The 25,929-nt window shown below is 67.0% G+C and carries 17 protein-coding genes; 8 read left to right on the top strand and 9 right to left on the bottom strand.

Translation table 11 applies throughout. The features are described 5' to 3' along the window. Nucleotides 1-47: 47 nt before the first annotated feature. Nucleotides 48-926, bottom strand: a complete 879-nt coding sequence (locus FHS74_RS12605) for an oxidoreductase (protein WP_184800911.1) — start codon at nt 924-926, stop codon at nt 48-50. Between the two features lie 124 nt (nt 927-1,050). Next, a complete protein-coding gene (locus FHS74_RS12600; RefSeq protein ID WP_184800909.1) occupies nt 1,051-1,908 on the bottom strand; it encodes a TauD/TfdA dioxygenase family protein in 858 nt (285 codons plus the stop codon). Nucleotides 1,909-2,123: 215 nt separating this feature from the next. On the opposite strand from FHS74_RS12600, the gene wrbA reads away from it, so the two are divergent. Next, entirely contained in the window at nt 2,124-2,726 is a 603-nt protein-coding gene (wrbA, locus tag FHS74_RS12595; RefSeq protein WP_184800907.1) for an NAD(P)H:quinone oxidoreductase, read from the top strand. A 133-nt stretch (nt 2,727-2,859) separates the two neighbouring features. Here wrbA and FHS74_RS12590 read toward each other — a convergent pair whose 3' ends face one another. Next, nucleotides 2,860-4,143, bottom strand: a complete 1,284-nt coding sequence (locus FHS74_RS12590) for an MFS transporter (protein WP_184800905.1) — start codon at nt 4,141-4,143, stop codon at nt 2,860-2,862. A 394-nt stretch (nt 4,144-4,537) separates the two neighbouring features. Between FHS74_RS12590 and FHS74_RS12585 the strand changes: the two genes are divergently transcribed. The 5 genes from FHS74_RS12585 to FHS74_RS12565 all read left to right on the top strand — a co-directional run bounded on the left by FHS74_RS12585 (nt 4,538) and on the right by FHS74_RS12565 (nt 14,064). Continuing rightward, on the top strand, nt 4,538-6,115 hold the full coding sequence (locus FHS74_RS12585; protein WP_184800903.1) for an aldehyde dehydrogenase (NADP(+)): 1,578 nt from the start codon (nt 4,538-4,540) through the stop codon (nt 6,113-6,115). 71 nt (nt 6,116-6,186) lie between these two features. Beyond that, entirely contained in the window at nt 6,187-7,113 is a 927-nt protein-coding gene (locus tag FHS74_RS12580; RefSeq protein WP_184800902.1) for a Gfo/Idh/MocA family protein, read from the top strand. A gap of 468 nt (nt 7,114-7,581) precedes the next feature. After that, the gene (locus tag FHS74_RS12575) at nt 7,582-10,884 is read left to right on the top strand and encodes a TonB-dependent receptor (protein WP_184800899.1); all 3,303 of its coding nucleotides are present in this window, start codon (nt 7,582-7,584) and stop codon (nt 10,882-10,884) included. 157 nt (nt 10,885-11,041) lie between these two features. Then, complete coding sequence (locus FHS74_RS12570) at nt 11,042-12,559, top strand: tryptophan halogenase family protein (protein WP_184800897.1); 1,518 nt, start codon at nt 11,042-11,044, stop codon at nt 12,557-12,559. Further along, nucleotides 12,556-14,064, top strand: coding sequence for a tryptophan halogenase family protein (locus tag FHS74_RS12565; protein ID WP_184800895.1), 1,509 nt, complete (start codon nt 12,556-12,558; stop codon nt 14,062-14,064). Before FHS74_RS12570 ends, FHS74_RS12565 begins: the two co-directional genes overlap by 4 nt. 59 nt (nt 14,065-14,123) lie before the next feature. On the opposite strand, the gene FHS74_RS12560 is transcribed toward FHS74_RS12565, so the two are convergent. The 6 genes from FHS74_RS12560 to FHS74_RS12535 are packed head-to-tail and all read right to left on the bottom strand — an operon-like array spanning nt 14,124 to nt 21,352. Further along, nucleotides 14,124-15,935, bottom strand: a complete 1,812-nt coding sequence (locus FHS74_RS12560) for an IlvD/Edd family dehydratase (RefSeq protein WP_184800893.1) — start codon at nt 15,933-15,935, stop codon at nt 14,124-14,126. 42 nt (nt 15,936-15,977) lie between these two features. Next, complete coding sequence (locus FHS74_RS12555) at nt 15,978-16,712, bottom strand: FadR/GntR family transcriptional regulator (RefSeq protein WP_184800891.1); 735 nt, start codon at nt 16,710-16,712, stop codon at nt 15,978-15,980. Nucleotides 16,713-16,723: 11 nt separating this feature from the next. Then, nucleotides 16,724-17,800 carry a galactofuranose ABC transporter, permease protein YjfF gene (gene yjfF, locus FHS74_RS12550; RefSeq protein ID WP_211106259.1) on the bottom strand — a complete coding sequence of 359 codons (1,077 nt, stop codon included), beginning with the start codon at nt 17,798-17,800 and terminating at the stop codon, nt 16,724-16,726. Further along, on the bottom strand, nt 17,797-18,819 hold the full coding sequence (locus FHS74_RS12545) for an ABC transporter permease (protein WP_184800889.1): 1,023 nt from the start codon (nt 18,817-18,819) through the stop codon (nt 17,797-17,799). Before FHS74_RS12545 ends, yjfF begins: the two co-directional genes overlap by 4 nt. Beyond that, complete coding sequence (locus FHS74_RS12540) at nt 18,816-20,348, bottom strand: sugar ABC transporter ATP-binding protein (protein ID WP_184800887.1); 1,533 nt, start codon at nt 20,346-20,348, stop codon at nt 18,816-18,818. Before FHS74_RS12540 ends, FHS74_RS12545 begins: the two co-directional genes overlap by 4 nt. Further along, on the bottom strand, nt 20,348-21,352 hold the full coding sequence (locus FHS74_RS12535; protein WP_281384646.1) for an ABC transporter substrate-binding protein: 1,005 nt from the start codon (nt 21,350-21,352) through the stop codon (nt 20,348-20,350). The genes FHS74_RS12540 and FHS74_RS12535 overlap by 1 nt, the downstream gene beginning before the upstream one ends. A gap of 311 nt (nt 21,353-21,663) precedes the next feature. Here FHS74_RS12535 and araD1 point away from each other — a divergent pair, with 311 nt between their 5' ends. Both araD1 and FHS74_RS12525 read left to right on the top strand, forming a co-directional pair. Further along, a complete protein-coding gene (gene araD1, locus FHS74_RS12530; protein ID WP_184800885.1) occupies nt 21,664-22,671 on the top strand; it encodes an AraD1 family protein in 1,008 nt (335 codons plus the stop codon). A 272-nt stretch (nt 22,672-22,943) separates the two neighbouring features. Then, entirely contained in the window at nt 22,944-25,886 is a 2,943-nt protein-coding gene (locus FHS74_RS12525) for a TonB-dependent receptor domain-containing protein (RefSeq protein ID WP_184800883.1), read from the top strand. Nucleotides 25,887-25,929 lie beyond the last annotated feature (43 nt).

Genomic DNA, 25,929 nt, shown 5'->3' with positions numbered 1-25,929 from the left:
CATATTGCCTCGCGCTGCAAGGTATGGCAAGGACGATATGGACAGGCTCAGGACAGGAAGTCGGTATCCACGGAAACCGCCCGCCAGGCCTCGATATCAGCCAACTGGCGGGTCAGTTTGTCAGTGGCGTAGCCTACCGCGTCCTCGCCCAACAGCAGGCGCAGGGGTGGGGTTTCGGCGTCCACGGCTTTCAGGATGGCCAGGGCGGCGCGGGCCGGGTCGCCCCGCTCGTGGCCCGCGTGGCTGGCCAGCAGGCGCTTGCAGGCGCCCACGGTGGCATCGTAGTCGGCGCTCAGCTCGGCCCGTTCCGCGTCCGCCGCGCTGCGCTTGCGCGACCGGCCGGCGAAGTCGGTCCGGAAGCCGCCGGGCTCCACCATCGTCACCTTTATGCCCAGGGGTGCCACCTCCTGCGCCAGCGTCTCGGTGATGCCCTCCAGCGCGAACTTGCTGCCGGAATAGATGCCCAGGCTGGGCCAGCCCACCAATCCGGAAACGGAGGTGATGGTGACGATATGGCCGGCCCGGCGCCCGCGCATGAAGGGCAGCACCGCCTGCATCATGGCCAGCGCGCCGAAGACGTTGACCTCGAACTGGGCGCGGGCGTCGGCCAGGCTGGTTTCCTCCACGCCGCCCACCAGGCCATAGCCGGCGTTGTTGACCAGGACGTCGATGCCGCCCCCACCCATGCCGCCACTATCCGCCTCTACCGCCGCCACCACGCGGTGCACCGCGGCCTCGTCCGTCACGTCCAGCAGCGGCGCGCGCGCCAGGTCCGGCGCCAGGGCGCGGAAGGCGTCGGCATCGGCCTCGGTGCGCACGGTGCCCCACACCCGCTCCCCCCGGTCCAGCACCGCCTGGGCCAGCGCCCGGCCGAAGCCTGAGCTGACGCCGGTGATCAGCCATGTGCGCGGTCTTTTCGTCGTCATCGAACGCCCCATTCGTGAAAAAGGCCGTGGGATGTCTCACCCACGGCCAGTCTTCGGAGATACGAACCTCACTAAAATGGACAGCCAAGGCGGCGGATGCCGGCGCCCGGCGTGTGAGGGGCTATCAAAAAGGCCTGTCGCCCTTCACCCACATGCGGTGCATCAGGCGGGTGTACTTCTTGTCGTCGTACAGTGTGCCGGTGTGCAGGGTGCAGCGGTTGTCCCAGATCAGGATGTCGCCCACCCGCCACTTGTGGGCATGGACGAAGCGCTCCTGGGTGACGAACGCCACCAGCTCCTCCAACAGGTCCAGCCCCTCCGGGTTGGGCATGCCCACCACCTCCTTCACCGTGCCGGTGCTCACCCACAGGGCCTTGCGCCCGTCGGCCGGATGGGTCCGGATCAGGGGGTGGATGACGTCAGGGTTCTCGGCCTTCAGTTCGGGGCTCAACTTGTCCACCCGCAGGAACTGGCGGCTGGTCATGAAGTATTCGTAACTGTGATGGAGCTTCAGCCCGTCCAGCCGCGCCCGCTTGTCCTTGGGCAGGGCGTCGTAGGCGGCGCACAGGTCGGCCAGCAGGGTGTCGGAGCCCTCATCCGGCACCTCCACCGCGTATAGCATGGTGCACATCACCGGCTCGGCCTTGTAGGAATAGTCGGTGTGCCAGCCCACGCCGTCGTTGTGGGCGCCGATGGGCTTACCGTCCACCACCTTGTTGGACAGGATGTAGATTTCGGGATGATCGGGCAGGGTGAACTGCTTCTGGGTGTGGCCCTCCAGGGCGCCGAAGCGGCCCAGGAAGGCCTTCAGGCCGGCCGGGTCCAGATCCTGGTCGCGCAGCAGGATGGCGCCAAAGCGGTGGAAGGCGTCCACCACCTGGTCCACTTCCTCCGGCGATGCCGTCTTCAAATCCACATCCAGAATTTCCGCGCCGAAACCGGGCTTCAAAGGGCGCGTGCGCAGGGCTTCGAGGGTTTCCAAAACCTATCCTCACTCTCCTGTCCGCGCGGACCGTCCGATGGGGATGTCCCAGCATCCACGACACCAGGTCCGTCGCGACTGTGAGGGTAGGGAAGGCCATCCGGCCCGTCTTGTCCAGAACTGCCCGGCTTCTTGCCTCAGGCGGCCCGTGCCTTGGCCGGCCCCGGGGGGCGTGGCATATGCCGGGCTTCTGTTAACCCGCCTGGAGACTGACGATGGCGAAGATCCTTGTGCTGTACTATTCCACCTGGGGCCATATCGAGAAGATGGCATACGCCGTGGCCGATGGCGCCAAGTCCGTGGCCGGCACCGAGGTGGTGGTGAAGCGGGTGCCGGAGCTGATGCCGCGCGACGTGGCCGAGAAGGCCTATGCCAAGCTGGACCAGGAGGCGCCGATCGCCACGCCGGAAGAGCTGGCCGACTATGACGCCATCATCTTCGGCACGCCCACCCGCTTTGGCATGATGGCGGCGCAGATGCGCAACTTCCTGGACCAGACGGGCGCCCTGTGGGCCCAGGGCAAGCTGATCGGCAAGATCGGCAGCGTCTTCGCCTCCACCGCCACCCAGCATGGCGGCCAGGAAAGCACCCTGCTGTCCTTCCACACCAGCCTGCTGCACCACGGCATGGTGGTGGTGGGTGTGCCCTATGCCGAGCCCCGCCTGGGTGAGTTGGGCGTGGTGCAGGGCGGCACGCCCTATGGCGCCACCACGCTCTCGGCCAGCGACGGTTCCCGCCAGCCGTCCGAGGCCGAACTGGGCATCGCCAGCTTCCAGGGCGCGCACGTCGCCAAGCTGGCCGCCAAGCTGGCCGGCTGATCGCACTATCGGAATGAGGAAAGGCGGGGATTGTCCTCCCCGCCTTTTTCACGCCTGCGCTCTGGAGAGGGGCCATCTGAGGGATTGCCTCAGATCGTAGGATGCGACCGCATCCGCCGGGCCATTAAAACACTCAGCCCTTCAAGGGGCGGTCATGCGGCGGCAGGAACAGGAAGGCGATGGTGGCGGCCAGCATCAGCCCCTGGATGATGTGCAAGGCCGGGTCATAGGAACGGTAGGCGTCGAAGATGCCGTTCATGGCGAAGGGGATCAGTCCCATGCCGACATTGATGCCGCCGTACAGCATGCCGGCGATGGCGCCGTAGCTGCGGAAGCCGAAATAGCGCGACAGCAGGAAGGGCAGGGCGCTGTACTCCGCGCCGAGCCCCAGGCCCATCAGCACCCCCGCCGCCGCCAGCCAGGGCATGCTGGGCCCGTACTGCAGCAGCAACAGGCCGCCCAGGCCCAGCAGATAGAAGGGCACCAGGATCAGCGGCCGGGCGATGCGGTCCAGCAGCAGACCCATCAGCCACTGCCACACGGCGCAGACCAGGGCGAAGATGGTCACCACCGTCACGCCGTCCCCCAGGCCGAAGCCGCGCTCGGTCAGCACCGGCACCACGTTGGTGAACATCGCCGTCATGCAGGCGGCACACAGGCCGATGGCCAGCGCCATGATCCAGAAGGCACGGGTGGCCACCGCCTGGCGCAGGGTCAGGTCGTTGACGGCGTGCGCCGGCGCCGCTTCATGCCGCGCCGGCAGCGTATCGCGGAAGCCGCCCGGCGGCGGGTCGCGCAACCAGCGCAGCAGGATGGGGAAGCCGATGACGCCCACCATCAGGGCCATGCCCTGGTAGGTCACGCGCCATCCGAAATGCGACAGCAGCATGCCGCCGACAATGGGGATGATGGTGGCGCCCAGGCCGTTGCCCACCCCGCCGGCGAAGCCCAGCGCGGCACCCCTGCTCCGGTCGAACCAGCCCGACACCGCCTTGCTGAACGTCATGGGGGAGGCGAAGGCGGCGGCGATGTCAGCCAGTAGGAACAGGCCGTAGAAGGGCAGCACCCGGGCCGGCGCGCAGGAGAACAGGGCCAGCGCCAGGGCGAACGACAGGCTGCCGAACAGGATCAGGCGGCGGGGACCATAGCGGTCGACCAGCGGCCCGGTGACGAAGGCCATCAGGGCGGCGAACAGGGCGGCCAGGCCCAGCACGCCCGCCACCTGCGCGCGCGGCCAGGCGAATTCTTGGGAGATGGGGATCAGCGCCATGCCGAAGACGGTGTACAACACCGGCGTGGCGCTCATGAAATTCCCCATGGTGGCGGCGAACAGAAGCCGGGCCTGGGCCGGCGTCATGCGGGCGGGGCGGGGCGCCTGATCCGCCAGGGTGCCGGGGAGGGCGGCGGGAATGGTCATGGCACAATTCCCTTATATGAGATGTCGGTGACGGCCCCGGCAAGGAAGGGCCGATCCGCCCATCCCGCCAGGACCCAACTGCCCGTCGCATTTGCTTCGCCCCGCCCGTGGGTTAGGGGCATGCGTTGCGGTGCAGCATAGCAAATGGGCGCGGGCGATCTTGATCAGGGGCGCCCGGCCCCTTGTTTTTGGCGGGGCTGGACGCCGGCGCGCGCGGTTGCATGTTACCGGTATCAACCCTACATTTCGGCTGTGATGAAGCCTGTCAACACCCCCGGCCATGGCGCCGCCACCGGGGAAGTGTGGATTTATCGTACAAATTTGGCTAACAAGGGGCGGCGCCCCACCAACTGGTCACCCAGACGGGGGCCACCCAGAGGGATAGGAACACCAGATGTCTTTGCACGGTAAGCTGCTGATCGGCAGCGCCCGCGTCGCCACCGACGCCACCTTCGCCGCCATCGATCCCGCCACCAACGGGACTCTGGACACCGCCTTCGCCCAGGCGGGCGCCGACCACGTGGCCCAGGCCTGCGCCCTGGCCGCCGCCGCCTTCGACAGCTTCCGCGAGACCAGCCTGGAACTCCGCGCCAGCCTGCTGGAAAAGATCGCCGACAACATCCTGGCGATCGGCGACGACCTGCTGGTGCGCGCCGGTGCCGAGAGCGGCCTGCCCCGCGCCCGCCTGGAGGGTGAACGCGGCCGCACCATGGGTCAGCTGCGCCTGTTCGCCAGTGTCATCCGCCAGGGCGACTGGCTGGGCGTGCGCGTCGACCCGGCCCAGCCGGAGCGCAAGCCGCTGCCCCGCGCCGACCTGCGCCTGCGCCACATCCCGGTGGGGCCGGTGGCCGTGTTCGGCGCCAGCAACTTCCCGCTGGCCTTCTCCGTCGCCGGTGGCGACACCGCCTCGGCGCTGGCCGCCGGTTGCCCGGTGGTGGTGAAGGGCCATCCCGCCCACCCCGGCACCAGTGAACTGGTGGGCGAGGCCATCGCCGCCGCCGTCAAGGAACTGGGCCTGCCCGAGGGCGTGTTCAGCCTGCTGAGCGGCACCACCAACGAACTGGGCGGCGCGCTGGTCGCCGATCCGCGGATCAAGGCCGTGGGCTTCACCGGCTCCCGCGCCGGTGGCCTGGCCCTGGTGCGCATCGCCCAGGCCCGGCCGGAACCCATCCCCGTCTATGCGGAGATGAGCAGCATCAACCCCGTGGTTCTGCTGCCCGCCGCGCTGAAGGCGCGGGCCGAGGCCCTGGGCCAGGCCTTCGTCGGGTCGCTGACCATGGGGGCCGGCCAGTTCTGCACCAACCCCGGCCTGATCATCGCCGTGGACGGCCCGGATCTGGAACGCTTCATCGCCGCGGCCACCGAGGCGGTGGGCAAGACCACGCCGCTGGTCATGCTGACCCCTGGCATCGCCAAGGCCTACAAGCAGGGCGTGAAGGCCCTGGCCGGCAGCCCCAGCGCCACCATCCTGGCCCAGGCGGCCGAGGGTGAGGGCAATGTCTGCTCCGCCGTGCTGTTCAGCGTGTCGGCGGCCGACTTCCTGGCCGACCCGGCGTTGGCGCATGAGGTCTTCGGTTCGTCCTCCGTCATCGTCCGCTGCCCGGACGTCGCGGCGGTGAAGGCCGTGCTGGAAGGGCTGGAAGGCCAGCTGACCGCCACCCTCCACCTGGACGAGGCCGACCATGACGCGGCCGCCAGCCTGATCCCGACGCTGGAGCGCCGCGTGGGCCGCATCCTGGCCAACGCCTGGCCCACGGGGGTCGAGGTCTGCCACGCCATGGTGCACGGCGGCCCGTATCCCTCCACCTCCGACGGCCGCACCACCTCGGTCGGCACGCTGGCCATCGACCGCTTCCTGCGCCCGGTCTGCTACCAGGATCTGCCGGACGCCCTGCTGCCGGCGGCGGTGAAGCACGCCAATCCGCTGGGGCTGAACCGCCGGGTGGACGGCGTGGTCCAGCCGGGCAAGTGAGACGCCAGGGGCGGGTCGGGAAAGCCGGCCCGCCCCTTTTCCTATAAAAACCAGGGGAGCCTCGAGAGCGCATGTCACCGATCAAGATCGGCTTGGTGGGCGTGGGCAAGATCGCCCGCGACCAGCACCTGCCCGTCATCGCCGCCAATCCGGACTATGAGCTGGTGGCGGTCGCCAGCCGCAACGCCACGCTGGATGGCGTGGACAGCTACGGCAGCCTCGACGCCCTGCTCGACGCCCGGCCGGAAATCGAGGCCGTGGCCCTGTGCACCCCGCCGCAGGGGCGCCACGCCCTGGCCCGCCACGCGCTGGAACGCGGCCGGCACGTCCTGCTGGAAAAGCCGCCGGGCGCTACCTTGGCCGAGGTGCACGACTTGGTGGCTCTGGCCAAGGAAAAGGGCCTGGCCCTGCTGGCCACCTGGCATTCCCGCTACGCCCCCGCCGTGGAACCGGCCCGCGCCTGGCTGGCCGGCCGCACGCTGACCTCGGTCACCGTGTCGTGGAAGGAGGATGTGCGCCACTGGCATCCCGGCCAGGACTGGATCTGGCAGCCCGGCGGCCTGGGGGTGTTCGACCCCGGCATCAACGCGCTGTCCATCATCACCCACATCCTGCCCCGCGCCCTGGTGCTGAAGGCCGCGACGCTGGAGTTCCCGGCCAACCGCCAGGCCCCCATCGCCGCCCAACTGGACTTCCGCGACCTGTCCGGCGTGCCGGTGCGGGCGGAGTTCGACTGGCGCCAGACCGGCCCGCAAAGCTGGGACATCGTGGTCGAGACGACCGACGGCACGCTGACGTTGAACCGTGGCGGTGCGGCCATGAGCATAGACGGCGTCCCGCACCTGGAAGAACCGGAGGCGGAATACGCCAACCTCTACGCCCTGTTCAGCCGCCTGGTGCGCGAGCGCCAGGTCGACGTGGATTTGGCGCCGCTCAGCCATGTGGCCGATGCCTTTCTGTGTGGCCATCGGGTGATGGTGGAGGATTTTCACGACTGACGTCCCGCGATCTCCGGGCGTGAAGGACCAAGGCCGGCGAGGCTTCGCCGGCCTTTTTCGCGTCCGCGCCGAACAGGCGCATGCGAGGAGATAGGCCGAATGGCCTAGTGCGAGTCGAGGCGGGCGAGGCGCCCGAGCGTCGTTGCACAACTGTGATGGAACGCACTGATATTTTTTTGCGCCGGCCGACCTGCGGCAAGGCGATGATTAATAATATATTTTTCCTTCACAATTGCGACGACCGCAAATCGGACGGTTGCAGGGGCGCGATCGTCCCTTGACAAGGTTGTCATGCGCTATCAAAGATGCCTGGCTTGCTGACCAGGGCCAAGGGTCGCAGCAAAAAAAAACGGGGGAGGAAAATGAAGGATATCAGCATCAAACGACCGATTCTCGCGCGTGGCCGGTAGGGGCCGCGACAGCGTTTTTGTGTCCACAAATAAATAAATTAAATTGGGAGAGAAAAAGATGCGCGCTACCTCAAAGGCCGTCGCACTACTATCCGTCTCGGCACTGGCGTTCACGTGGGCGGGCGTCGCCCATGCCCAATCTGCGGCTGACGCCGCCCCAAAGGACGATTCCCTGGAAGAAATCGTCATCGTGGGCATGCGCAAGGCCCTGAATAACGCGCAAGAATTCAAACGCAATTCTGAAGAGATTGTGGACTCGATTTCCGCGGTCGACATCGGCGCGCTGCCTGACCGTTCCGTGACCGAGGCGCTGCAGCGCGTGCCCGGCATCAGCATCGGCCGCACCAATGAACCCCGCGACATCGACCGCCTGAATATCGAAGGGTCGGGCGTTCAGATCCGCGGCCTGACCTGGGTGCGTTCTGAAATCAATGGCCGCGACAGCTTCGGCGCCAAGAACGGCCGTGCGCTGGGATGGGAAGACGTGACGCCAGAACTGGCGGCCGGCGTCGACGTCTACAAGAACCCCTCGGCCGACATCGTCGAAGGCGGTCTGGGCGGCACCATCAACCTGCGCACGCGCATGCCGTTTGACAGCAATGACCAGGTCATCGGGCTGTCCGCTGACGCCACCAACGGCGACCTGCGCCACAAGTGGACGCCGTCGGCTTCCGGCCTGTATTCCAACCGCTGGGATACCAAGATCGGTGAGATCGGCATCTTGGTGGACGTGGCCCACTCGGAACTCAGCAGCCGGCTGAACGCCATCGAGGTCGACCCCTACAACGCCCATTCCACCAGCACCAAGTCGTCCTATGACGGCGGCACGACGCTGAACTTCAACGGCGACAACTCGATTTCGGGTCAGCCGAAGTCAGTCGTCATGGTGCCAACCGGCGTGGAATACCGCCTGGAAGACCGCGACAAGACCCGTGACGGCCAGTACGCCGCCCTCCAGTGGAAGCCGAATGATGAGCTGGAGTTCTACGGCACCTACTTCCGCACCACATCCAAGCTGGTCAGCACCGACCATTTCGCCCAGACATCAGCCTGCTGCTCGGCCACCAACAACCAGAATTTCCTGAACCAGCCGGCGGCCGGCACCGGTTTCACCTATGATGCCGACGGCAATTTCCTGAGCGGCACCATCGTCGATGGCCAAGGCGGCGGTAACGGCGTGCCCAACAGCTTCCTGCTGAACCTGGGCACCCGCTACGGTGAGGATAATAGTGAGACCTGGGACGCGGCGGGTGGCGTGAAGTGGAATCACGGTCGCTGGCATGTCAACGCCGACTTCCAGCGCATCTTCTCCCGCCGTGACGACTATGACATGACCGTCTACAACACGGTCACGGCCACGGGCGGTGTGGGCCTGGACCTGCGCGGTGACGTGCCCATCATCAAGATGCAGGACCTGACCGCCACGCCCAACGTGTTCAACCTCTACGCGGCCATGGATCATAACGAGATCGACAAGGCCGATCAGACGACGGGCAAGCTGGATACCACCTACGATATCGACGGCGATTTCCTGCGGTCGTTGAAATTCGGCTTCCGCTCCACGGACCGCCACTCCATCCAAAGGGACGGCGGTTACAATTGGGCGCTGATTTCCGCCCCCTGGGCCTTCACCGGCCAGACCGCGACCGTGGGGCAGTTCCCCCAGAACCAGCAAGTGGTCAACTTCAACAACTTCTTCGGCGGCTCCATGCCGTCGCTGTGGATGCCCAGCGTCGACCTGGCCAAGAACAAGACGCTGCTGTCCAGCTACATCCAGAAACTGCTGTACACGCCCAACCTGGGCACCAATCTGGCCGCCTACACCGACGGCACCTACGGCTATTATTGCGCCACCTGCGGCCATGGCACCATCCCCACCTGGGCAGCCAATGGTGGCAAGTACAGCCCCTTCCCCAACGGCAGCCTGGCCGGTTACCTGCCCATCTGGGCGGGCGCGCCGGTGGATGCCAACAACAACCTGCTCAGCACGACCCAGCCGGTGGGCAGCAACATCACCTTCTGGCAGCCCTTCAACGGCAACTACAACTACGCCCCGACCTCCACCTCCGGCCTGGGAACCAACGACCAGACGGAACGGACCAACGCCATCTACGCCCAGCTCCGTTTTGGCCATGATGACCTGTTCGGTTGGAACCTGCCCTGGGATGGCAACATCGGTGTCCGTGTCGTGCGTACGGACAGCGAATCCATGGGCTTCGGCCATGTCGCGTCGCTCAGCCAGAATGGCGACACCTCGTCCTATTCGGCAACGGCGTTGCAGGCGCTGCTGTTCGCCAACGGCGCCAACGCGCTCACGTCGTTCAGCAACCATTACACCGACGTGCTGCCCAGCCTGAACCTGCGTTTCAAGCCGCAGGATGACATGGCCATCCGCTTCGCGGCGGCCACCTCCATCGTGCGTCCGGACTTCTATCAGCTGTCGCCATCCTTCACGATGACCGGCACCTACCAGAACCGACCGGCCCTGGTTACCGACAAGGTGATCAACACCGTCACGAACCTGCCCTATACCCAGGCGGAACTGAATGCGGCGGCGGCGACGGGCAGCCCCGTCATGTACAACACCGGTGTTTCCTTCGCCTTCAACACCGGCAATCCGAAGCTGAAGCCCATGCGGGCTCAGTCCTTCGACCTGTCTTACGAATGGTATCTGAAGCCTGGGTCGATGGTGTCGTTCGGCGTGTTCGACAAGGAAATCTACGACTACATCCAGAGCGACCAGACCGTTGTCCAGGTGACCAACAATGGCATCACCGAGAACGTCGTCGGCAACGTGCCCCAGAACCACGGCCATGGCCGCATCATGGGCCTGGAAGGTCAGGTGACTTATTTCTATGACTTCCTGCCTGGCATTCTCAGTGGCCTGGGCACGGACGTCAACTTCACCATCCTGGACAGCAGCGGCACGCAGAACACCTCGGGCAGCGTCTTCGACGGCAGCCAGATCGGGGCCAGCAAGCTGAAGCTGCCCCTGGAACAGTTGTCGACCTACACCCTGAACGCCGCCCTGCTGTACACCAAGTATGACTTCGATTTCCGCCTGGCCTACAACTGGCGGTCGCGCTACCTGATGGCAGCCTCGGCCTCCAACGTTCAGGCGCCAGCCTACATGGAGGACTATGGCCAGCTGGACGCGTCGCTGATCTACTCGCTCACCGAGAACATCAAGGTGGGTGTCCAGGCGGCGAACCTGCTGGCGACCAAGAACGTCATCTCGATCGACGAGCGTGACAACTGGTACTACGGGACCCAGGGGAATATGAGCAACAGCCTGATCTACAAGCACAACTACACGGTCGCGGACCGTCGCTACTCCTTGGTCATGCGCGCGCAATTCTAAGGCGGGCGCTGATTATAAAGTACAGGCGGCGCCGGTGGGGACATCGGCGCCGCCTGATTTGCGATAGAACACGAAAATGGGATGTCCGGCGGCCAAGCCGCGTCTGACAGACCTGAAGGCCCCTCATCGGGGGCCGGCTTTCGGGGGGAGTGATTCCATGTCCGCGTCCACGGTCACGCGGTTGGTCATCGTCGGCGGGGGCACCGCCGGCTGGATGGCCGCCGCTTTCCTGTCCAGTCTGTTTCCCGCACGCCAGCTCACGCTGACCGTGGTGGAATCGGCGGAGATCGGGACCGTGGGGGTGGGGGAGGCGACCATTCCCCCCATCCAGGTCTTCAACAAGGCCGTGGGCATCGATGAGGCGGAATTCCTTCGCGCCACGGAGGGCACCTACAAGCTGGGGATCGAGTTTGTGGACTGGCTGCGGCCCGGCCACCGCTATATGCACCCCTTCGGCCAACCCGGCCAGGCGATCAACGGCGCCTCATTTCATGCCTGGTGGTTGCGGCTGAAGGCGGCGGGCTATCCCCACCCGCTGTCCGATTTCTGGATGAGTGAGGTGTTGGCCCGCAAGAACCGCTTCGACTTTCCGTCATCCGATCCGCGCACGCCCAAATCCACCCTATCCTACGCCTATCACTTTGATGCCGGCCTCTATGGTCAGTTCCTGCGGCGCATCGCGGAATCCCGGAGCGTTCGGCGCATCGAGGCGACGGTGGGCTCGGTCGCTTTGGATGGGGCCGACGGCACCGTCAGTCATCTGGAGCTGACCGACGGCCGGCGGGTGGAGGGTGATTTCTTCATCGACTGCACCGGCTTTCGCGGCCTGCTGATCGGCCACGCCCTGGGCCGGGAGTATGAGGACTGGTCACATTACCTGCCCGCCAACCGGGCGGTGGCCGTGCCGTCCGAACGGGTGGCGCCGCCGGTGCCCTATACCACGGCGACGGCCCGCGCCGCCGGCTGGCAATGGCGCATCAACCTGCGCCACCGCACCGGCAACGGCTATGTCTATGTCAGCGACCTGATCAGCGATGATGAGGCGGCGGCGATGCTGCTGGCCAACCTGGACGCCCCGGCCGTCGGTGATCCGCGCTTCCTGCGCTTCACCACCGGCCGGCGCCGGCAGTCCCGGCACAAGAACGTGCTGGCCGTGGGGCTCAGCTCCGGCTTCCTGGAACCACTGGAATCCACCAGCATCCATTTCATCCAGCATGCCCTGATCAAGTTCGCCGCCACCTTCCCCCTGGCCAAGGATGATCCGGTGTCCACCGGCATCTACAACCGCATCATGGGGGAGGAGCTGGAGCAGGTGCGCGACTTCCTGATCTTCCACTACCACGCCAACCAGCGGGTCGGCGAACCGCTGTGGGACCGGGTGCGCGCCATGCCCATCCCCGACAGCCTGGTGGAGAAGATGGACCTGTTCCGCGCCCGGGGCTTCGCCATCTTCCCCAACCAGACGCTGTTCCAGGAACCCAACTGGCTGGCGGTCATGCTGGGCCAAGGGATCGAGCCCCAGGCCTACGACCCCTTGGCCGACACAGCGCCGCTGGAGGAGATCCGCAGCGGCTTCGACGCCATGCGGCGCACGGTCCATCAGGTGGCGGACAGCTGCCGGCCGCATGAGGCCTTCCTGGGTGCGGCGCCCGCCGCGACGCGGAGCCGCGCATGACGCCGCTGCGCCGCATCCTGATCGTCGGGGGCGGCACGGCCGGGTGGATGGCGGCCTGCGCCCTGAACCAGGCCGTTCGCCTGGGCGGCACGCGGGTGGAATTGGTTGAGTCGGATGCCATCGGCACGGTGGGGGTGGGGGAGGCGACCGTTCCCTCCATCCGGCAATTCAACCAGGACATTGGCCTGGACGAGGCCACCTTCATGAAGGCGACCCAGGGCACCTTCAAGCTGGGGATCGAATTCCGGGACTGGCGCGCGGTGGGCACGCGCTTTTTCCACGGCTTCGGTGACACCGTCGTCAACACCGGCCCCTTTTCCACCTTGAACCACTGGCTGGTGGCCCGCGATCTGGTGGGGGACGCGGCGGGGGAGTTCGACGCCTATCACATGGCCGCCGTCATGGCCCATGCCGGGCGCTTCACCGTGCCGGAGACCGACCCACGCTCGCCTTATCATTACTTCAGCTACGCCTATCACTTCGATGCCGGCCTTTACGCCCGCCTGCTGCGCACCAAGGCGGAGCGTGAGGGGGTGGTGCGGCATGAAGGGCGCATCACCGGCACCAACCTGGATCCGGAGACGGGCTTCATTCGGGGCGTGCGGCTGGAGGACGGCCGGGATCTCTTGGCTGATCTGTTCATCGACTGCTCCGGCTTCGTCTCTCTCCTGGCGGATAAGGTGTTGGGGGAGCCCTTCCTGGACTACAGCCACTGGCTGCCGGTGGACCGGGCCTGGGCCGTGCCCTGCGCCGGCCATGGCCCGCTACTGCCCTACACCCGCGCCACGGCGCTGGAGGGCGGCTGGCAATGGCGCATCCCGTTGCAGCACCGCACCGGCAATGGCTATGTCTTTTCCAGCGCGCATGTGTCGGAGGATGAGGCGCGGGCCCGCCTGTTGGATGGCCTGGATGGCGCGGCCCTGGACGAGCCCCGGCTGCTGCGTTTCAAGACCGGGCGGCGTCAGCGCTTCTGGGCGCGCAATTGTGTTGCCATCGGCCTGTCATCGGGCTTTGTCGAGCCGCTGGAATCGACATCCATCTCGCTGATCCAGGGCGGCATCACCCGTCTGATCGGCCTGCTGCCGGACCAGGGCTTCAATCCGGCGCTGGCGGCGGAGTACAATCGTATCCAGGCGCTGGAATTCGACCGTATCCGCGACTTCATCATCATGCACTATGCGCTGAACGGACGCGACGACACCGCCTTCTGGCGCGAGCGGCGGTCCATGGCCCTGCCGGACAGCCTGGCCGAACGCATCGAGACCTTCCGCGAGACCGGCCACGTGGTGCTGCTGAACGAGGAGACCTTCGTCACGCCCAGCTGGCAGGCCCTGTTCGTTGGCCTGGGCCTGATCCCGACCCGCCGCGACCCCCTGATGGCGGTGCAGAAGCGGGAGGACATCGTGGAAACCCTGCGCTTGCGCCGCAACAGCCTGGCGCAAGCGGCGTCCCGCTTGCCAACCCATGCGGACTTCATCGCCCGCCACTGCCGGGCGGGCGCCTGACACGCAGACAAAAGGCGGCGGCCCTTCCCCGGTGCCGCCGCCTTCCGCTGTTCCACGTCTCAGTGGTTGTCGCGCGGGATCCCGTGGGTCTGGGCCACGCGCTGATACTTCACCGCGGGTTCCAGCACCGCGCCATCGCCCAACTGGCCCACCATGCCGCGCTGGATCTCCTGCCACGGCGTTTGGCTGGCCGGGTACTGGTAGCCGCCGGCGGCGTCCAGGGCCTGCCGGCGGGCGGCCAACTCGGCATCGCTCACCAGGATGTTGGCGGTGCCCTTCCGGAGGTCGATGCGCACCCGGTCACCTGTCCGCAGCAGGGCGATGGTGCCGCCGGCCGCCGCCTCCGGTGAGGCGTTGAGGATGGAGGGGGAGCCGGAGGTGCCGGACTGGCGGCCGTCGCCGATGCAGGGCAGGGCGGTGATGCCCTGTTTGATCAGGTAGGCGGGCGGGCGCATGTTCACCACCTCCGCCGCGCCGGGGTAGCCCACCGGGCCGGCGCCGCGCATGAACAGCAGGGTATGGGCGTCGATGCCCAGGGCCGGATCGTCGATGCGGGCGTGATAGTCCTCCGGCCCGTCGAACACCACGGCCTTGCCCTCGAAGGCTTCCGGATCGTCGGGGTTGGACAGGTAGCGGTCGCGGAACTCCGCCGAGATCACGCTGGTCTTCATGATGGCGTTGTCGAACAGGTTGCCGCGCAGGACGAGGAAGCCCGCGTCCGTCTTCAAGGGCTTGTCGAAGGGGCGGATGACGTCGGGCAGCTTGATCTCGGCGTCGCGGCAATTGTCGCCGATGGTCTTGCCGTTGGCGGTCATGGCGCCTTCGTGGATCAGGCCCTGCTTCATCAGCTCATTGACCACCGCCGGCACGCCGCCGGCGTGATGATAATCCTCCCCCAGATACTCGCCGGCCGGCTGCAGGTTCACCAGCAGCGGCACCTTGTGGCCATGGGTCTGCCAGTCCTGCAGCTCCAGCTCGACGCCGATATGCCGGGCGATGGCGGCCAGGTGGATGGGGGCGTTGGTCGAACCGCCGATGGCGGAGTTCACCACGATGGCGTTCAGGAAGGCCTCACGCGTCATGATGTCGGACGGCTTCTGGTCCTCATGCACCATCTCGACGATGCGCTTGCCCGTCTCGTACGCCACCTGCTGGCGCTCCCGGTAGGGTGCCGGAATGGCGGCGGAGCCTGGCAGTTGCATGCCCAGCACCTCCGCCAGGCTGTTCATGGTCGTGGCCGTGCCCATGGTGTTGCAATAGCCGGTGGAGGGGGCGGAGCTGGCCACCAGCTCGATGAACTTGCGCTGGTCGATCTCCCCCGCCGCCAGCATCTGGCGCGCCTTCCACACGATGGTGCCGGAGCCGGTGCGCTCCCCATTGTGCCAGCCGTTGAGCATGGGGCCGACGGACAGGGCGATGGCGGGAATGTTGACCGTGGCGGCGGCCATCAGGCAGGCGGGCGTGGTCTTGTCGCAACCGATGGTCAGCACCACGCCGTCAATGGGATAGCCGTGCAGCAGTTCCACCAGGCCCAGATAGGCCAGGTTGCGGTCCAGGCCCGCCGTGGGGCGCTTGCCCGTTTCCTGGATGGGGTGGACCGGGAACTCGATGGCGATGCCGCCCGCCTGGCGGATGCCTTCGCGCAGACGTTGGGCCAGCACCAGATGGTGGCGGTTGCAGGGCGACAGGTCCGAGCCGGTCTGGGCGATGCCGATGATGGGCATGCCGGACTGCAGCTCATCCAGGGTCAGGCCGTAGTTCAGGTAGCGCTCCAGATACAGCGCCGTCATGTCCGGGTTGTCCGGGTTGTCGAACCAGGCGCGGGACCGCAGTTTGGGCTTGCCGGCGTTGGAAGGGGCGGACTCGGTCATTGGGGGGCTTTCTTCGGAATGCGGTCGGTGTGGTGAATGAAATCAAAGGGCGTCGGGGTCGGGCAGGTCCAACCGGTCGAAGCCTGAATCGATGACGGCCAGCATGGCACGGGCGGCACGCCCGCTGTCGCCGGCCTCGATGGCCTCGGCGATGGCGGCGTGGCTGTCCACCACCTCCTGCTGCAAGGTGGATTCGTCCACGGGTGAGGATAGCGAGAACGACGCCAGCAGCGCCGCCTCGATCACCGCCGCCAGCGACCGCATCATCGGGTTGCCGGACGCGGCGCTGACCGCCACGTGGAAGGCCAGATCGGCCTCGGCGAAGCTGCGCCGGTTGTGGCCGGGTTGCGCCATGCGGGCGATGGCGCGGCGCATGTCGGCCAGTTGCTCCGGCGTCCGGCGGCGGGCGGCCAAGGCGGCGGCGCGGGGCTCCACCGCGCTGCGCATCTCATAGAGGTGGCGGCGCATGGCGTCGTCCAGGCCCAGGCTGACCCGCCAGGACAGCAGGTCGGCGTCGAAGAAGTTCCAATGCGCCGGGTCCTGCACCTTGGTGCCAACCCGTGTCTTGGACACGACCAGCCCCTTGGCCGCCAGGGTCTTCATCACCTCACGCAGCACGGTGCGCGAGATCTGGAAGCGGACCAGCAGGTCCGGCTCCGGTGGCAGGTTAACGCCCACGGGCATGGCGCCGCTCAGGATCTCCATGCCCAGGGTGCGCACGATCTGTTCGTGGTGCGACAGCGGACGTTCGGGCGATGACCAGGTCGACAGGGTCATGGGGGTGGGGCTCACGGGGCGGACGGCGCGGCGGCGCCAGGGGCGGAGGAACGGGCAACCGGGGTGGAGGCGGCAGGATGGGGCGTGGTGGGGGCGCCAGGCCCGGCCCCCGATCGGCCATACCGGGTGGAGGCGAGTAAAATCAAGCGTTGTACGGCGATGAAGACAAAGAGCAAGGCCCCGATGGCGATTTTGGTCCACCAGCTGGAAAGGGTGCCGTCGAAGGTGATCCAGGTCAGGATCAGGCCCTGGATCAGCACCCCGATGAAGGAGCCGGCGACGCCGCCCACGCCGCCGGTCAGCAAGGTGCCGCCGATGACCACGGCGGCGATGGCGTCCAGCTCCACCCCCGTTCCGGTCAGGGCATAGCCGGACCGGGTGTAGAGGGAGAAGACGATGCCGGCCAGCGCCGCCATCAGGCTGCAGAAGGCGTGCACCAGGATGGTGGTGGAGCGCGTGTTGATGCCCATCAGCTGGGCGAAGTGGGCGTTGCCGCCCAGCGCGAAGACCCGGGCGCCGAAGCGGGTGCCATGCAGCAGAATGCCGCCACCGATAAAGGTCAGCAGCATGATGCCGGCCACCAGGGTCAGCCGGCCGCCGCCGGGCAGGGCCAGGCCGGCGCCCGCCAGGGCGTCATAGCCCGCGGTATGGATGGGAATGGAATCCGTGCTGATCAGCAGGGCGCAGCCCCGGGCCAGGAACATGGCGGTCAGGGTGACGATGAAGGCGGGCGCCTTCAGCACATGGATGGCGGCGCCGATGCCGGCGCCGAACAGCGCCCCGCCGGCCAGCACCAGGGCGAACGCCGCCAGCGGCGGCAGGCCGGCCCCCTCGATCAGGCGGGCCAGCGCCACCGTGGTCAGGCCCATGACTGCGCCCACCGACAGGTCGATGCCGCCCGCCACCACCACCACGGTCATGCCCACCGCCAGGATGCCGAGGAAGGCGTTGTCGGTCAGCAGATTGCCCAGAACCCGCAGGCCCAGCATGGCGGGGTACTGTGCCGCACAGACGGCGTAGATCAGGACGAACACCACCACCGTGGCCAGTAGGGGCAGGGTGCGGGTATTCAGCAAGCGGCCCATCATGCCCGGGCCTCCTTGTTCTTCAGGCGCGCCGCCAAGCGGGCGGCCAGGGGACGGAAGGCGGGTGATTGCTGGGTCAGCACGGCCGCCACAACCAGGGCCATCAGCACCAGGTTGAGTTCGGGCGGCAGGCCCGCCCGCAGGATGGCGGTGCGCATGGCCTGCAACACCAGGGCGCCCAGGACGGAGCGGCCGATGCTGAACCGTCCGCCATAAAGGCTGGTGCCGCCGATGACGACGGCCAGGATGGCGTCCAGTTCCAGCCACAGGCCGGCGTTGTTGGCGTCCGCCCCCCGGATGTCGGCGGCGGCGATCAGGCCGGCCATGGCCGCCATCAATCCGGACCAGACATAGACGGTACCCAGCACCAAGCCGGTATGGACGCCGGCCAGGCGGCTGGAACGCGGGTTGGTGCCCACCGCTTCGACGAACAGGCCCAGCGCCGCGGCCCGCACCAGCAGGCCGGTCAGGCCGGACGCGGCAAGCGCCAGCACGACGGGCAGGGGCAACGCCGCCACGGTGCTGCCAGCCACCGCGATCAGGTGCGGCTCGGTGAAGGTCAGGATGCGGCCCTCGGTCACCAGCTGGGCGATGCCCCGGCCGGCCACCATGAGGATCAAGGTGGCGACGATGGGCTGCAGGCGGAACACGGCCACCAGTAGCCCGTTCCACAGGCCGCAAACCAGGCCGGTGGCCAGCGCCGCCAGCAGGGCCAGGGGCCAGGCCAGGCCGGCATTGACGGCCGCCGCCGCCACCGCGCCGGAGATGGCCATGATGACGCCCACCGACAGGTCGATGCCCCGGGTGGCGATGACCGGGGCCATGCCCACGGCCAGCAGCATGACGGGGGCACCCCGGTTCAGGATGTCGATCAGGCCGCCGAACAGCCGCCCGTCCTGCATGCGCAAATCGAGGAAGCCCGGCGCCACGATGACGTTGACCAGCAAGGCCAGGATCAGCAGGGCGAGCTGCGGCCGCGCCGCCTTGAGGCGAGGGGCCAGGGTCCGGATGAGCGCGTTCATGCCGCCCCTCCCGTGTGATGCTCCGCCGCGATGGCGTTGACGATGGCGGCGGGGGTGATGGAGTCCCCCTCCAGCAGGCCGACTGGCGCGCGATCGCGCATGACCAGCACCCGGTCGGAATAGGCCGCCACCTCTTCGATCTCCGAGGAGATGACGTACAGCGCCATGCCCCGGTCGCGCAGATCCTCCAGCAGACGCACGATTTCGGCATGGGCGCCGACGTCGATGCCGCGCGTCGGTTCGTCCAGGATCAGCAGGCGGGGGTCGGTGGCCAGCCAGCGGGCCAGCAGGGCCTTCTGCTGGTTGCCGCCCGACAGCAGCTGGATGGGCTTTTCCGCATCCGGCGTGCGGATGTCCAGCAGCTTGATGTAGCGATCGGCCAGTTCATGCTGTTGGGCCGAGGACAGCCGCCGCCACCAGCCGCGCTTGGCCTGCAACGCCAGCACGATATTCTCCCGGATGCTGAGGCCGGCGACGATGCCGTCCAGCTTGCGGTCCTCCGGACAGAAGCCGAAGCCCAGGCGGATGGCGTCGCGCGGGCTGCGCAGGGTGACGGGTTTGCCGTCCACCATCAGCTGGCCCTGGTCCGCCGTCTCCACCCCGAACAACAACAAGGCGGTCTCCGTACGGCCGGAGCCCAGCAGGCCGGCGGCCCCCAGGACCGCGCCGGCGTGCAGGTCGGCATCGAACGCGCCCACCAGGCGGCGGCGGCCCAGGCCTTCCGCCCGCACCAGCGGCGCACCCGTGCCTGCCGACGTCGCCGGCCGGCGCGCCAGATGGCTTTCCGCCGTGGGCGCCTTGCCCAGCATCATGGACACCAGTTCCAGGCGGGGCAGGTCGGCCGTCCGCCGCTCGCCCACCAGCCGCCCGTTGCGCAGCACGGTGATGCGGTCCGTCAGGGCGTAGACCTGATCCAGGAAGTGGGTGACGAAGACGATGGCCAACCCCTGGTCGCGCAGGGTGCGCAAGAGGGTGAACAGCGCCTGCACTTCGGCGGTGTCCAGGCTGGCCGTGGGTTCATCCAGGATCAGCACCTTGGCCGACAAATCCACGGCGCGGGCGATGGCGATCAACTGCTGCACGGCGGTGGAAAAGTCGGAAAGCGGCCGGCTGGCGTCGATGGCAAGGCCGAAGCGCCGCAGCAGCGCCCCGGCGTCCCGGTTCATGGCCGCGCGGTGCACCAGGCCCCAGCGGGTGGGCTCCCGCCCCAGATACAGGTTCTGCGCCACCGACAGGTTGGGTAGCAGCGTGATCTCCTGGTAGACGGCGGCGATGCCGGCCCGGACGGCGCCACCGGGGCCATCCGGGTCGATCTCCATCCCGTCCACGATGATGGTACCGCCGTCGCGCCGCTGGGCGCCCGTCAGCAGGTTGATCAGGGTGGACTTGCCGGCGCCGTTCTCCCCCAGCAGCGCGTGGATTTCGCCCGCGCGCAGGGTCAGGTCGACGCCGTCCAGGGCCCGGACACCGGGGTATTGCCGGGTCAGGCCCCGGGCCGCCAGCACCACCGGGGTTTCGGTCTGGGGCATTAATACAGGTCCTTGCGGCGCGCGTATTCCGCGGCGGCGGTGTCGGGCTCATACAGCTTGGACGGGGTTTGCACCCACTTGGGCGGCGGGGCGTGGTCCTTGCGATAGGCCAGCAGGATGTCGTAGGCGCGCGGCGCCATGTCCGGCGCCAGTTCCACCGTGGCGTTGGCGTCGCCGTCGGCCATGGCCTTGAAGATGTCGGGCACGCCGTCGATGGACACGGTCAGGATGTCGGTGCCGGGCTTCAGGCCCGCTTCCTTGATGGCCTGGATGGCGCCGATCATCATATCGTCGTTGTGGGAATAGACGGCGCAGATGCTGCCCGGCGCCTCGGCCTTCAGGAAGCCTTCCATCACTTCCTTGCCCTTGGCGCGGGTGAATTCACCCGACTGCGTGCGCACCAGATGCAGGTTGGGGGCGGTGGCGATGGCCTCCTCGAACCCCTTCTTGCGGTTGGCCACCAGGCTGGCGCCCACCGTGCCCTGGATTTCCACGATGCGGCAGTCTCGGCCCTGGACCTTGCCCGCCAGCCAGCGGCCGGCCACGCGCCCCTCTTCGATGGTGTCCGAGGTCACGGCCGTCAGGTAGAGGTCCACGTTGGGGGTGTCGATCTGGCGGTCCAGCAGGATGACGGGGATGTTGGCGGCCTTGGCCTCGCCCAGCACCTCATCCCAGCCGCTGGAAACGACGGGGGCCAACAGAATGGCGTCCACGCCCTGGGCGATGAAGGAGCGCACGGCCTTGATCTGGTTTTCCTGGCGCTGCTGCGCGTCGGAGAATTTCAGGGTGATGCCCTTGGCCTCGGCCCCCTGGCGGGCCAGCTTGGTCTCCGCCGCGCGCCAGCCGGACTCCGACCCGATCTGGGAAAAGCCCACGGTCAGGCCCTTCTTGTCCCCGCTGTCGCATCCAGCGGCCAGGGCGCCGAGCAGGACTGCAGTCCCCATGCCCAGCAGGCGCTTTCCAGACCGATTTCCCAGCATCCGACTTGTCAGCAGCGTTTTCATGTCCGTCCCTATTCCCTATGCGCCCCAGGCCGGAAACGTCCCGGCTGTGGCAGTCCGCCGGGCCCTCCTTCAACGGGGCCGTCGCGTGTTGTTATGGGTCATATGATATTATTTATGAGGGCCGCTCAAGCCCCTTTGGCAAGCGGGTGGCGCCATCGCTCCGGCCGGCTCCCCCACAAAGGCGCTTGCCCTGGAAAAGGGCTTGGGCTAGAGACAAATAGTATTATTAAATGAGCACGTCCAGCCCCTGATGCCGCTGACGGTACGGGCGCCCGCCACACTCACTCAAAACAATAGTCAGGGGAACACCCATGGTCCTGCGCCTTATCCAATATGTCGACGCCACCGGCGCCCGCGCCGTCGCCGCCCGCCAGGATGACGGTCCCGCCGCCGTCGTGCCAGGGGCGGCCAGCGTCTACGATTTGGCGCAACAGGCCATCGCGGAGGGCAAGGGCCTGGCGGCGGTGGTCGCGGCCGCCGGTGTCGGCGAGCCCGTGGACCTGGCGGCACTGGTGGCGGAGGGCCGCCTGTTGGCCCCGCTGGACCATCCCGACGCGGCCCATCTGCTGGTCAGCGGCACGGGCCTGACCCACCTGGGCTCCGCCGAAGGCCGGGACAAGATGCACAAGGATCTGGCCGATCCCGCCAAGCAGACCGACTCGATGCGCATGTTCCGCCTGGGCCTGGAAGGGGGCAAGCCGCCCGCCGGGGCCGGTGCCGACTGGGTGGGCGCGCAGCCCGAATGGTTCTTCAAGGGCGACGGCGGCATCGTCACCGCCCCCGAGGCGCCGCTGTCCTCCCCCGCGTTCGCGCTGGACGGCGGCGAGGAGCCGGAGATCGTCGGCCTTTACGTCATCGGCCCCGACGGCACGCCCTTCCGCCTGGGCTACGCCCTGGGCAATGAGTTCTCCGACCACGTGACGGAGCGGCAGAACTATCTCTATCTGGCGCATTCCAAGCTGCGCCCCTGTTCCTTCGGGCCGGAACTGCTGGTGGGGCCGCTGCCGGACGACATCCGGGGGGCGACGCGCATCGTGCGTGACGGCCAGGTGGTGTGGGAAAAGCCCTTCCTGTCGGGGGAGGCCAACATGTGCCACACCCTGGCGAACCTGGAGCACCATCACTTCAAGTATGCTGGCTTCCGCCGGCCGGGCGATGCCCATGTCCACTACTTCGGCACCGCCACCCTGTCGTTCAGCGACGGTTTCACCACCCGGCCGGGCGACCGGTTCGAGGTGGAGGCCGCCCCCTTCGGCCTGCCCCTGCGCAATCCGTTGGCCGTCAAGGCGGCGGAGACGGTGGCCGTGACGGCGCTCTGACCCTGCCGCAGATGCGTTAGCCCCGCCGCCGGCCTGACCCGGCAAATGTGCAACCGCCCTCCCCATCGGGGGAGGGCGGTTTTTGGCGTTTCTGCGGCGCCATAAACTTAACCCACTGAAACCAGGTCACGTTTTCCCGGCGCTGATGCGTCCGCGCCACACCCCTGAATAAATCATACGATATACGATATAAGATATTTGACAGGTTCGTGGCATTTGCGGGACGGTTGCACAGCGCGCACTAACGGGGGTGCGCGGTCTGGGAGATAAAAATGCGAAAGTCACATCCAAAGACCGCTCAAGCGGCCGCCCGGGCGGCGGCGCTGGCTGCGGGCACCGCCCTGATCGCGTTGATGGCCGGTGGCCAAGCGCTGGCCCAAACGGCGCCGGATTCGGCGATCGACGACCTGCAGGAAATCGTCGTCACCGGCTCGCGCATCAAGCAGGCGAACCTGACGACGGCCAGCCCGCTGACCGTCGTTGGCCAGCAGGAACTGCAGTATCAGGGCACGACCAACATCGAGAACGCGCTGAACCGCCTGCCGCAGGTGACGGCCGATTCAAACGAGAACGGGTCCAACGGCTCCGACGGCACCGCCCGCGTCAACCTGCGCAACCTGGGTTCCAATCGCAATCTGGTGCTGATCGACGGCCAGCGCATGCTGCCGGTCGAGATGAACGACCTGAACTTCATCCCCACCGCGATGGTGGACCGGGTGGACGTCGTGTCGGGTGGCGCCTCGGCGGTCTACGGGTCGGACGCTGTGTCGGGTGTGGTGAACTTCATCCTGCGCAAGAACCTGGATGGCGTCCGCGCCGACATGCAGTACACCATCGCGCAGCACGACAACGGCAATACCGCCCTGCGTTCGCTCAGCCAGGCCAAGGGCTTCACCACGGCACCCAGCGAAGTCTGGGATGGCATCAAGAAGAACATCAGTGTCGCCGCCGGCAAGAATTTCGACAACAACAAGGGCAACGTCACGCTGTTCGCCGGCTATCAGTACTCCATGCCGGTGACGCAGAATAAGCGTGACTATTCCAACTGCGACCTGAATCTGGCCACCGCCGACACCTTCACCTGCGGCGGCTCCAGCAACAATGCCTATGGCCTGTTCTACCTGCTGAGCGGTCCCAACGCGAACAGCCGCCTGGTGAATAGCAAGGACGGCACCAAGACCTGGGTGCCCTACGACAGCAGCTACGCCTACAATTACACGCCCACCAACTACATCCAGCGGTCGGACAAGCGTGAGAACGCGGGTCTCCAGGCCCACTATGAATTTGCCAAGGAAATCGAAGCCTACGGCAGCTTCATGTACATGAACGACCACAGCTTCTCGCAGGTGGCGCCGTCCGCCCTGTTCCAGGGCACGACGTTCAACATCAACTGCAACAACCCGCTGATGTCGTCGGCCCAGGCCTCCACGCTCTGCGGCACCGCCGCCGGCACGTCCACCGACGCCCAGAGCTTCATCGGCTATCGCCTGGCCGGCCCCGGCAGCCAGCCGCGCCGCGACGACCTGCGCCATATCGATTATCGTGGCACCTTCGGCCTGCGCGGCGAAGTGTGGGACGGTTGGAACTACGACGCCAACTTCCTGTATTCCAAGACCATCGTGAATGAGACGTACCTGAACAACGTCGACAACACCAAGGCCCAGCGCGCGCTGGAGGTGGTGAACGTCAACGGGGTGCCGACCTGCAAGTCCGTCATCGACGGCACCGACCCGACCTGCGTTCCCATCAACGTCTTCCAGTACAACGGCATCAGCACCGCCGGTTATAATTACCTCTATTCTCCCAGCCACACCCATGACGCCGAGACGGAAAAGGTGGCCAGCCTGTCGCTCACCGGCGACCTGGGGCAATATGGGGTGAAGAGCCCGTGGGCCAACAAGGGCGCCGCGCTGGCCCTGGGCTTTGAGCACCGGGAAGAGACGCTGAACTTCACCGCCGACGCGGTGGCGCAGGCGGGCGGCACCCTGCCGTCCTCGGGCGCCATCAGCGTCAACGAAGGCTACATGGAACTGCAGGTCCCCCTGGTCCAGGACAAGCCCCTGGTGCAGGAACTGCTGTTCAACACCGGTTACCGCTATTCCAAGTACGATTACCTGGACAGTGGCGTCAGCACCTACAAGTTTGAGCTGCAATACGCCCCGGTCACGGACATCCGCTTCCGCGGCAGCTATAACCGCGCCGTCCGCGCGGCCAGCATCTCCGAGCTGTTCGCGCCGCAGACGGTCGGCAACGTCTCCGCCCAGGATCCTTGCTCCGGGTCCAGCCCGACGGCCTCGCTGGCGCAGTGCGCCTTGACCGGTGTCTCGGCCGCCCAGTATGGCAAGATCGCCGAGTGCCCGACGGACCTCTGCTCCGCCCAGGGTGGTGGCAACTCGGCGCTGAAGCCGGAAACGGCGGACACCTTCACCGCCGGCGTCGTGCTGACGCCGACTTTCCTGCCCAACTTCTCGGCCACGCTGGACTATTACAACATCACCGTGGACGGCTATATCGCCGGCGTCGATGCCCAGACGGCCATCAACCAGTGCGCCACCACCGGCAGTTCCTACTTCTGCGGCCTGTTCCACCGCGATCCCAAGTCCGGCGTGCTGTTCGGCACCGACGGCTACATCAAGTCCACCAACCAGAACACCGGTTTCCTGAAGACCTCCGGCGTGGACGTCGACCTGTCGTACAAGCTGGAGCTTGAGGACCTCGTCAACCACAACTGGGGCAGCCTGGACTTCAACCTCAATGGCACCGTGCTGCTGACCAGCGAGACGGAGCAGCTGCCAGGCCTGGGCACCTATGACTGCACCGGCCTGTTCGGCCCCACTTGCGGCCAGCCCAGCCCGCGGTGGCGCCACCAGTTCCGCACCACCTGGTCCAGCCCCTGGGTCCCGGCCACGGTGTCCGTCAACTGGCGCTTCATCGGCCCGACGACGCTGTCGAGCAACACGGCCAACGCCTTCCTCACCTCCGACTATGTCGGCATCAACAGCCGGCTGCCGTCGTACAGCTACTTCGACGTGGCGATGACCTACAAGATGACCGACTACCTGTCGCTGCGCGCGGGTGTGAACAACATCCTCGACCGCGACCCGCCGGCCATCGCTTCGGGCCTGCTCAGCAGCTTCGGCAACGGCAACACCTACCCCGGTGTCTATGACCCGCTGGGCCGTGTCATCTTCGTCGGTGCCACGGTGGAGTTCTGAGGCCGGAAGGTCGCTCGCGAAGATATCCCCGCCCGGACGGTTC

Source organism: Nitrospirillum iridis (assembly GCF_014205765.1).
In the GTDB taxonomy this organism is placed as follows: Bacteria; Pseudomonadota; Alphaproteobacteria; order Azospirillales; family Azospirillaceae; genus Nitrospirillum; species Nitrospirillum iridis.
This window is presented reverse-complemented; position numbering and strand designations above follow the sequence as displayed.

Excerpts from the sequence above, each read along its gene's own strand:
- FHS74_RS12605 (WP_184800911.1), bottom strand. The coding sequence starts at position 926 with ATGACGACGAAAAGACCGCGCACATGGCTGATCACCGGCGTCAGCTCA.
- wrbA (WP_184800907.1), top strand. The coding sequence starts at position 2,124 with ATGGCGAAGATCCTTGTGCTGTACTATTCCACCTGGGGCCATATCGAG.
- FHS74_RS12590 (WP_184800905.1), bottom strand. The coding sequence starts at position 4,143 with ATGACCATTCCCGCCGCCCTCCCCGGCACCCTGGCGGATCAGGCGCCC.
- FHS74_RS12585 (WP_184800903.1), top strand. The coding sequence starts at position 4,538 with ATGTCTTTGCACGGTAAGCTGCTGATCGGCAGCGCCCGCGTCGCCACC.
- FHS74_RS12580 (WP_184800902.1), top strand. The coding sequence starts at position 6,187 with ATGTCACCGATCAAGATCGGCTTGGTGGGCGTGGGCAAGATCGCCCGC.
- FHS74_RS12575 (WP_184800899.1), top strand. The coding sequence starts at position 7,582 with ATGCGCGCTACCTCAAAGGCCGTCGCACTACTATCCGTCTCGGCACTG.
- FHS74_RS12570 (WP_184800897.1), top strand. The coding sequence starts at position 11,042 with ATGTCCGCGTCCACGGTCACGCGGTTGGTCATCGTCGGCGGGGGCACC.
- FHS74_RS12565 (WP_184800895.1), top strand. The coding sequence starts at position 12,556 with ATGACGCCGCTGCGCCGCATCCTGATCGTCGGGGGCGGCACGGCCGGG.
- FHS74_RS12560 (WP_184800893.1), bottom strand. The coding sequence starts at position 15,935 with ATGACCGAGTCCGCCCCTTCCAACGCCGGCAAGCCCAAACTGCGGTCC.
- FHS74_RS12555 (WP_184800891.1), bottom strand. The coding sequence starts at position 16,712 with ATGACCCTGTCGACCTGGTCATCGCCCGAACGTCCGCTGTCGCACCAC.
- yjfF (WP_211106259.1), bottom strand. The coding sequence starts at position 17,800 with ATGATGGGCCGCTTGCTGAATACCCGCACCCTGCCCCTACTGGCCACG.
- FHS74_RS12545 (WP_184800889.1), bottom strand. The coding sequence starts at position 18,819 with ATGAACGCGCTCATCCGGACCCTGGCCCCTCGCCTCAAGGCGGCGCGG.
- FHS74_RS12540 (WP_184800887.1), bottom strand. The coding sequence starts at position 20,348 with ATGCCCCAGACCGAAACCCCGGTGGTGCTGGCGGCCCGGGGCCTGACC.
- FHS74_RS12535 (WP_281384646.1), bottom strand. The coding sequence starts at position 21,352 with ATGAAAACGCTGCTGACAAGTCGGATGCTGGGAAATCGGTCTGGAAAG.
- araD1 (WP_184800885.1), top strand. The coding sequence starts at position 21,664 with ATGGTCCTGCGCCTTATCCAATATGTCGACGCCACCGGCGCCCGCGCC.
- FHS74_RS12525 (WP_184800883.1), top strand. The coding sequence starts at position 22,944 with ATGCGAAAGTCACATCCAAAGACCGCTCAAGCGGCCGCCCGGGCGGCG.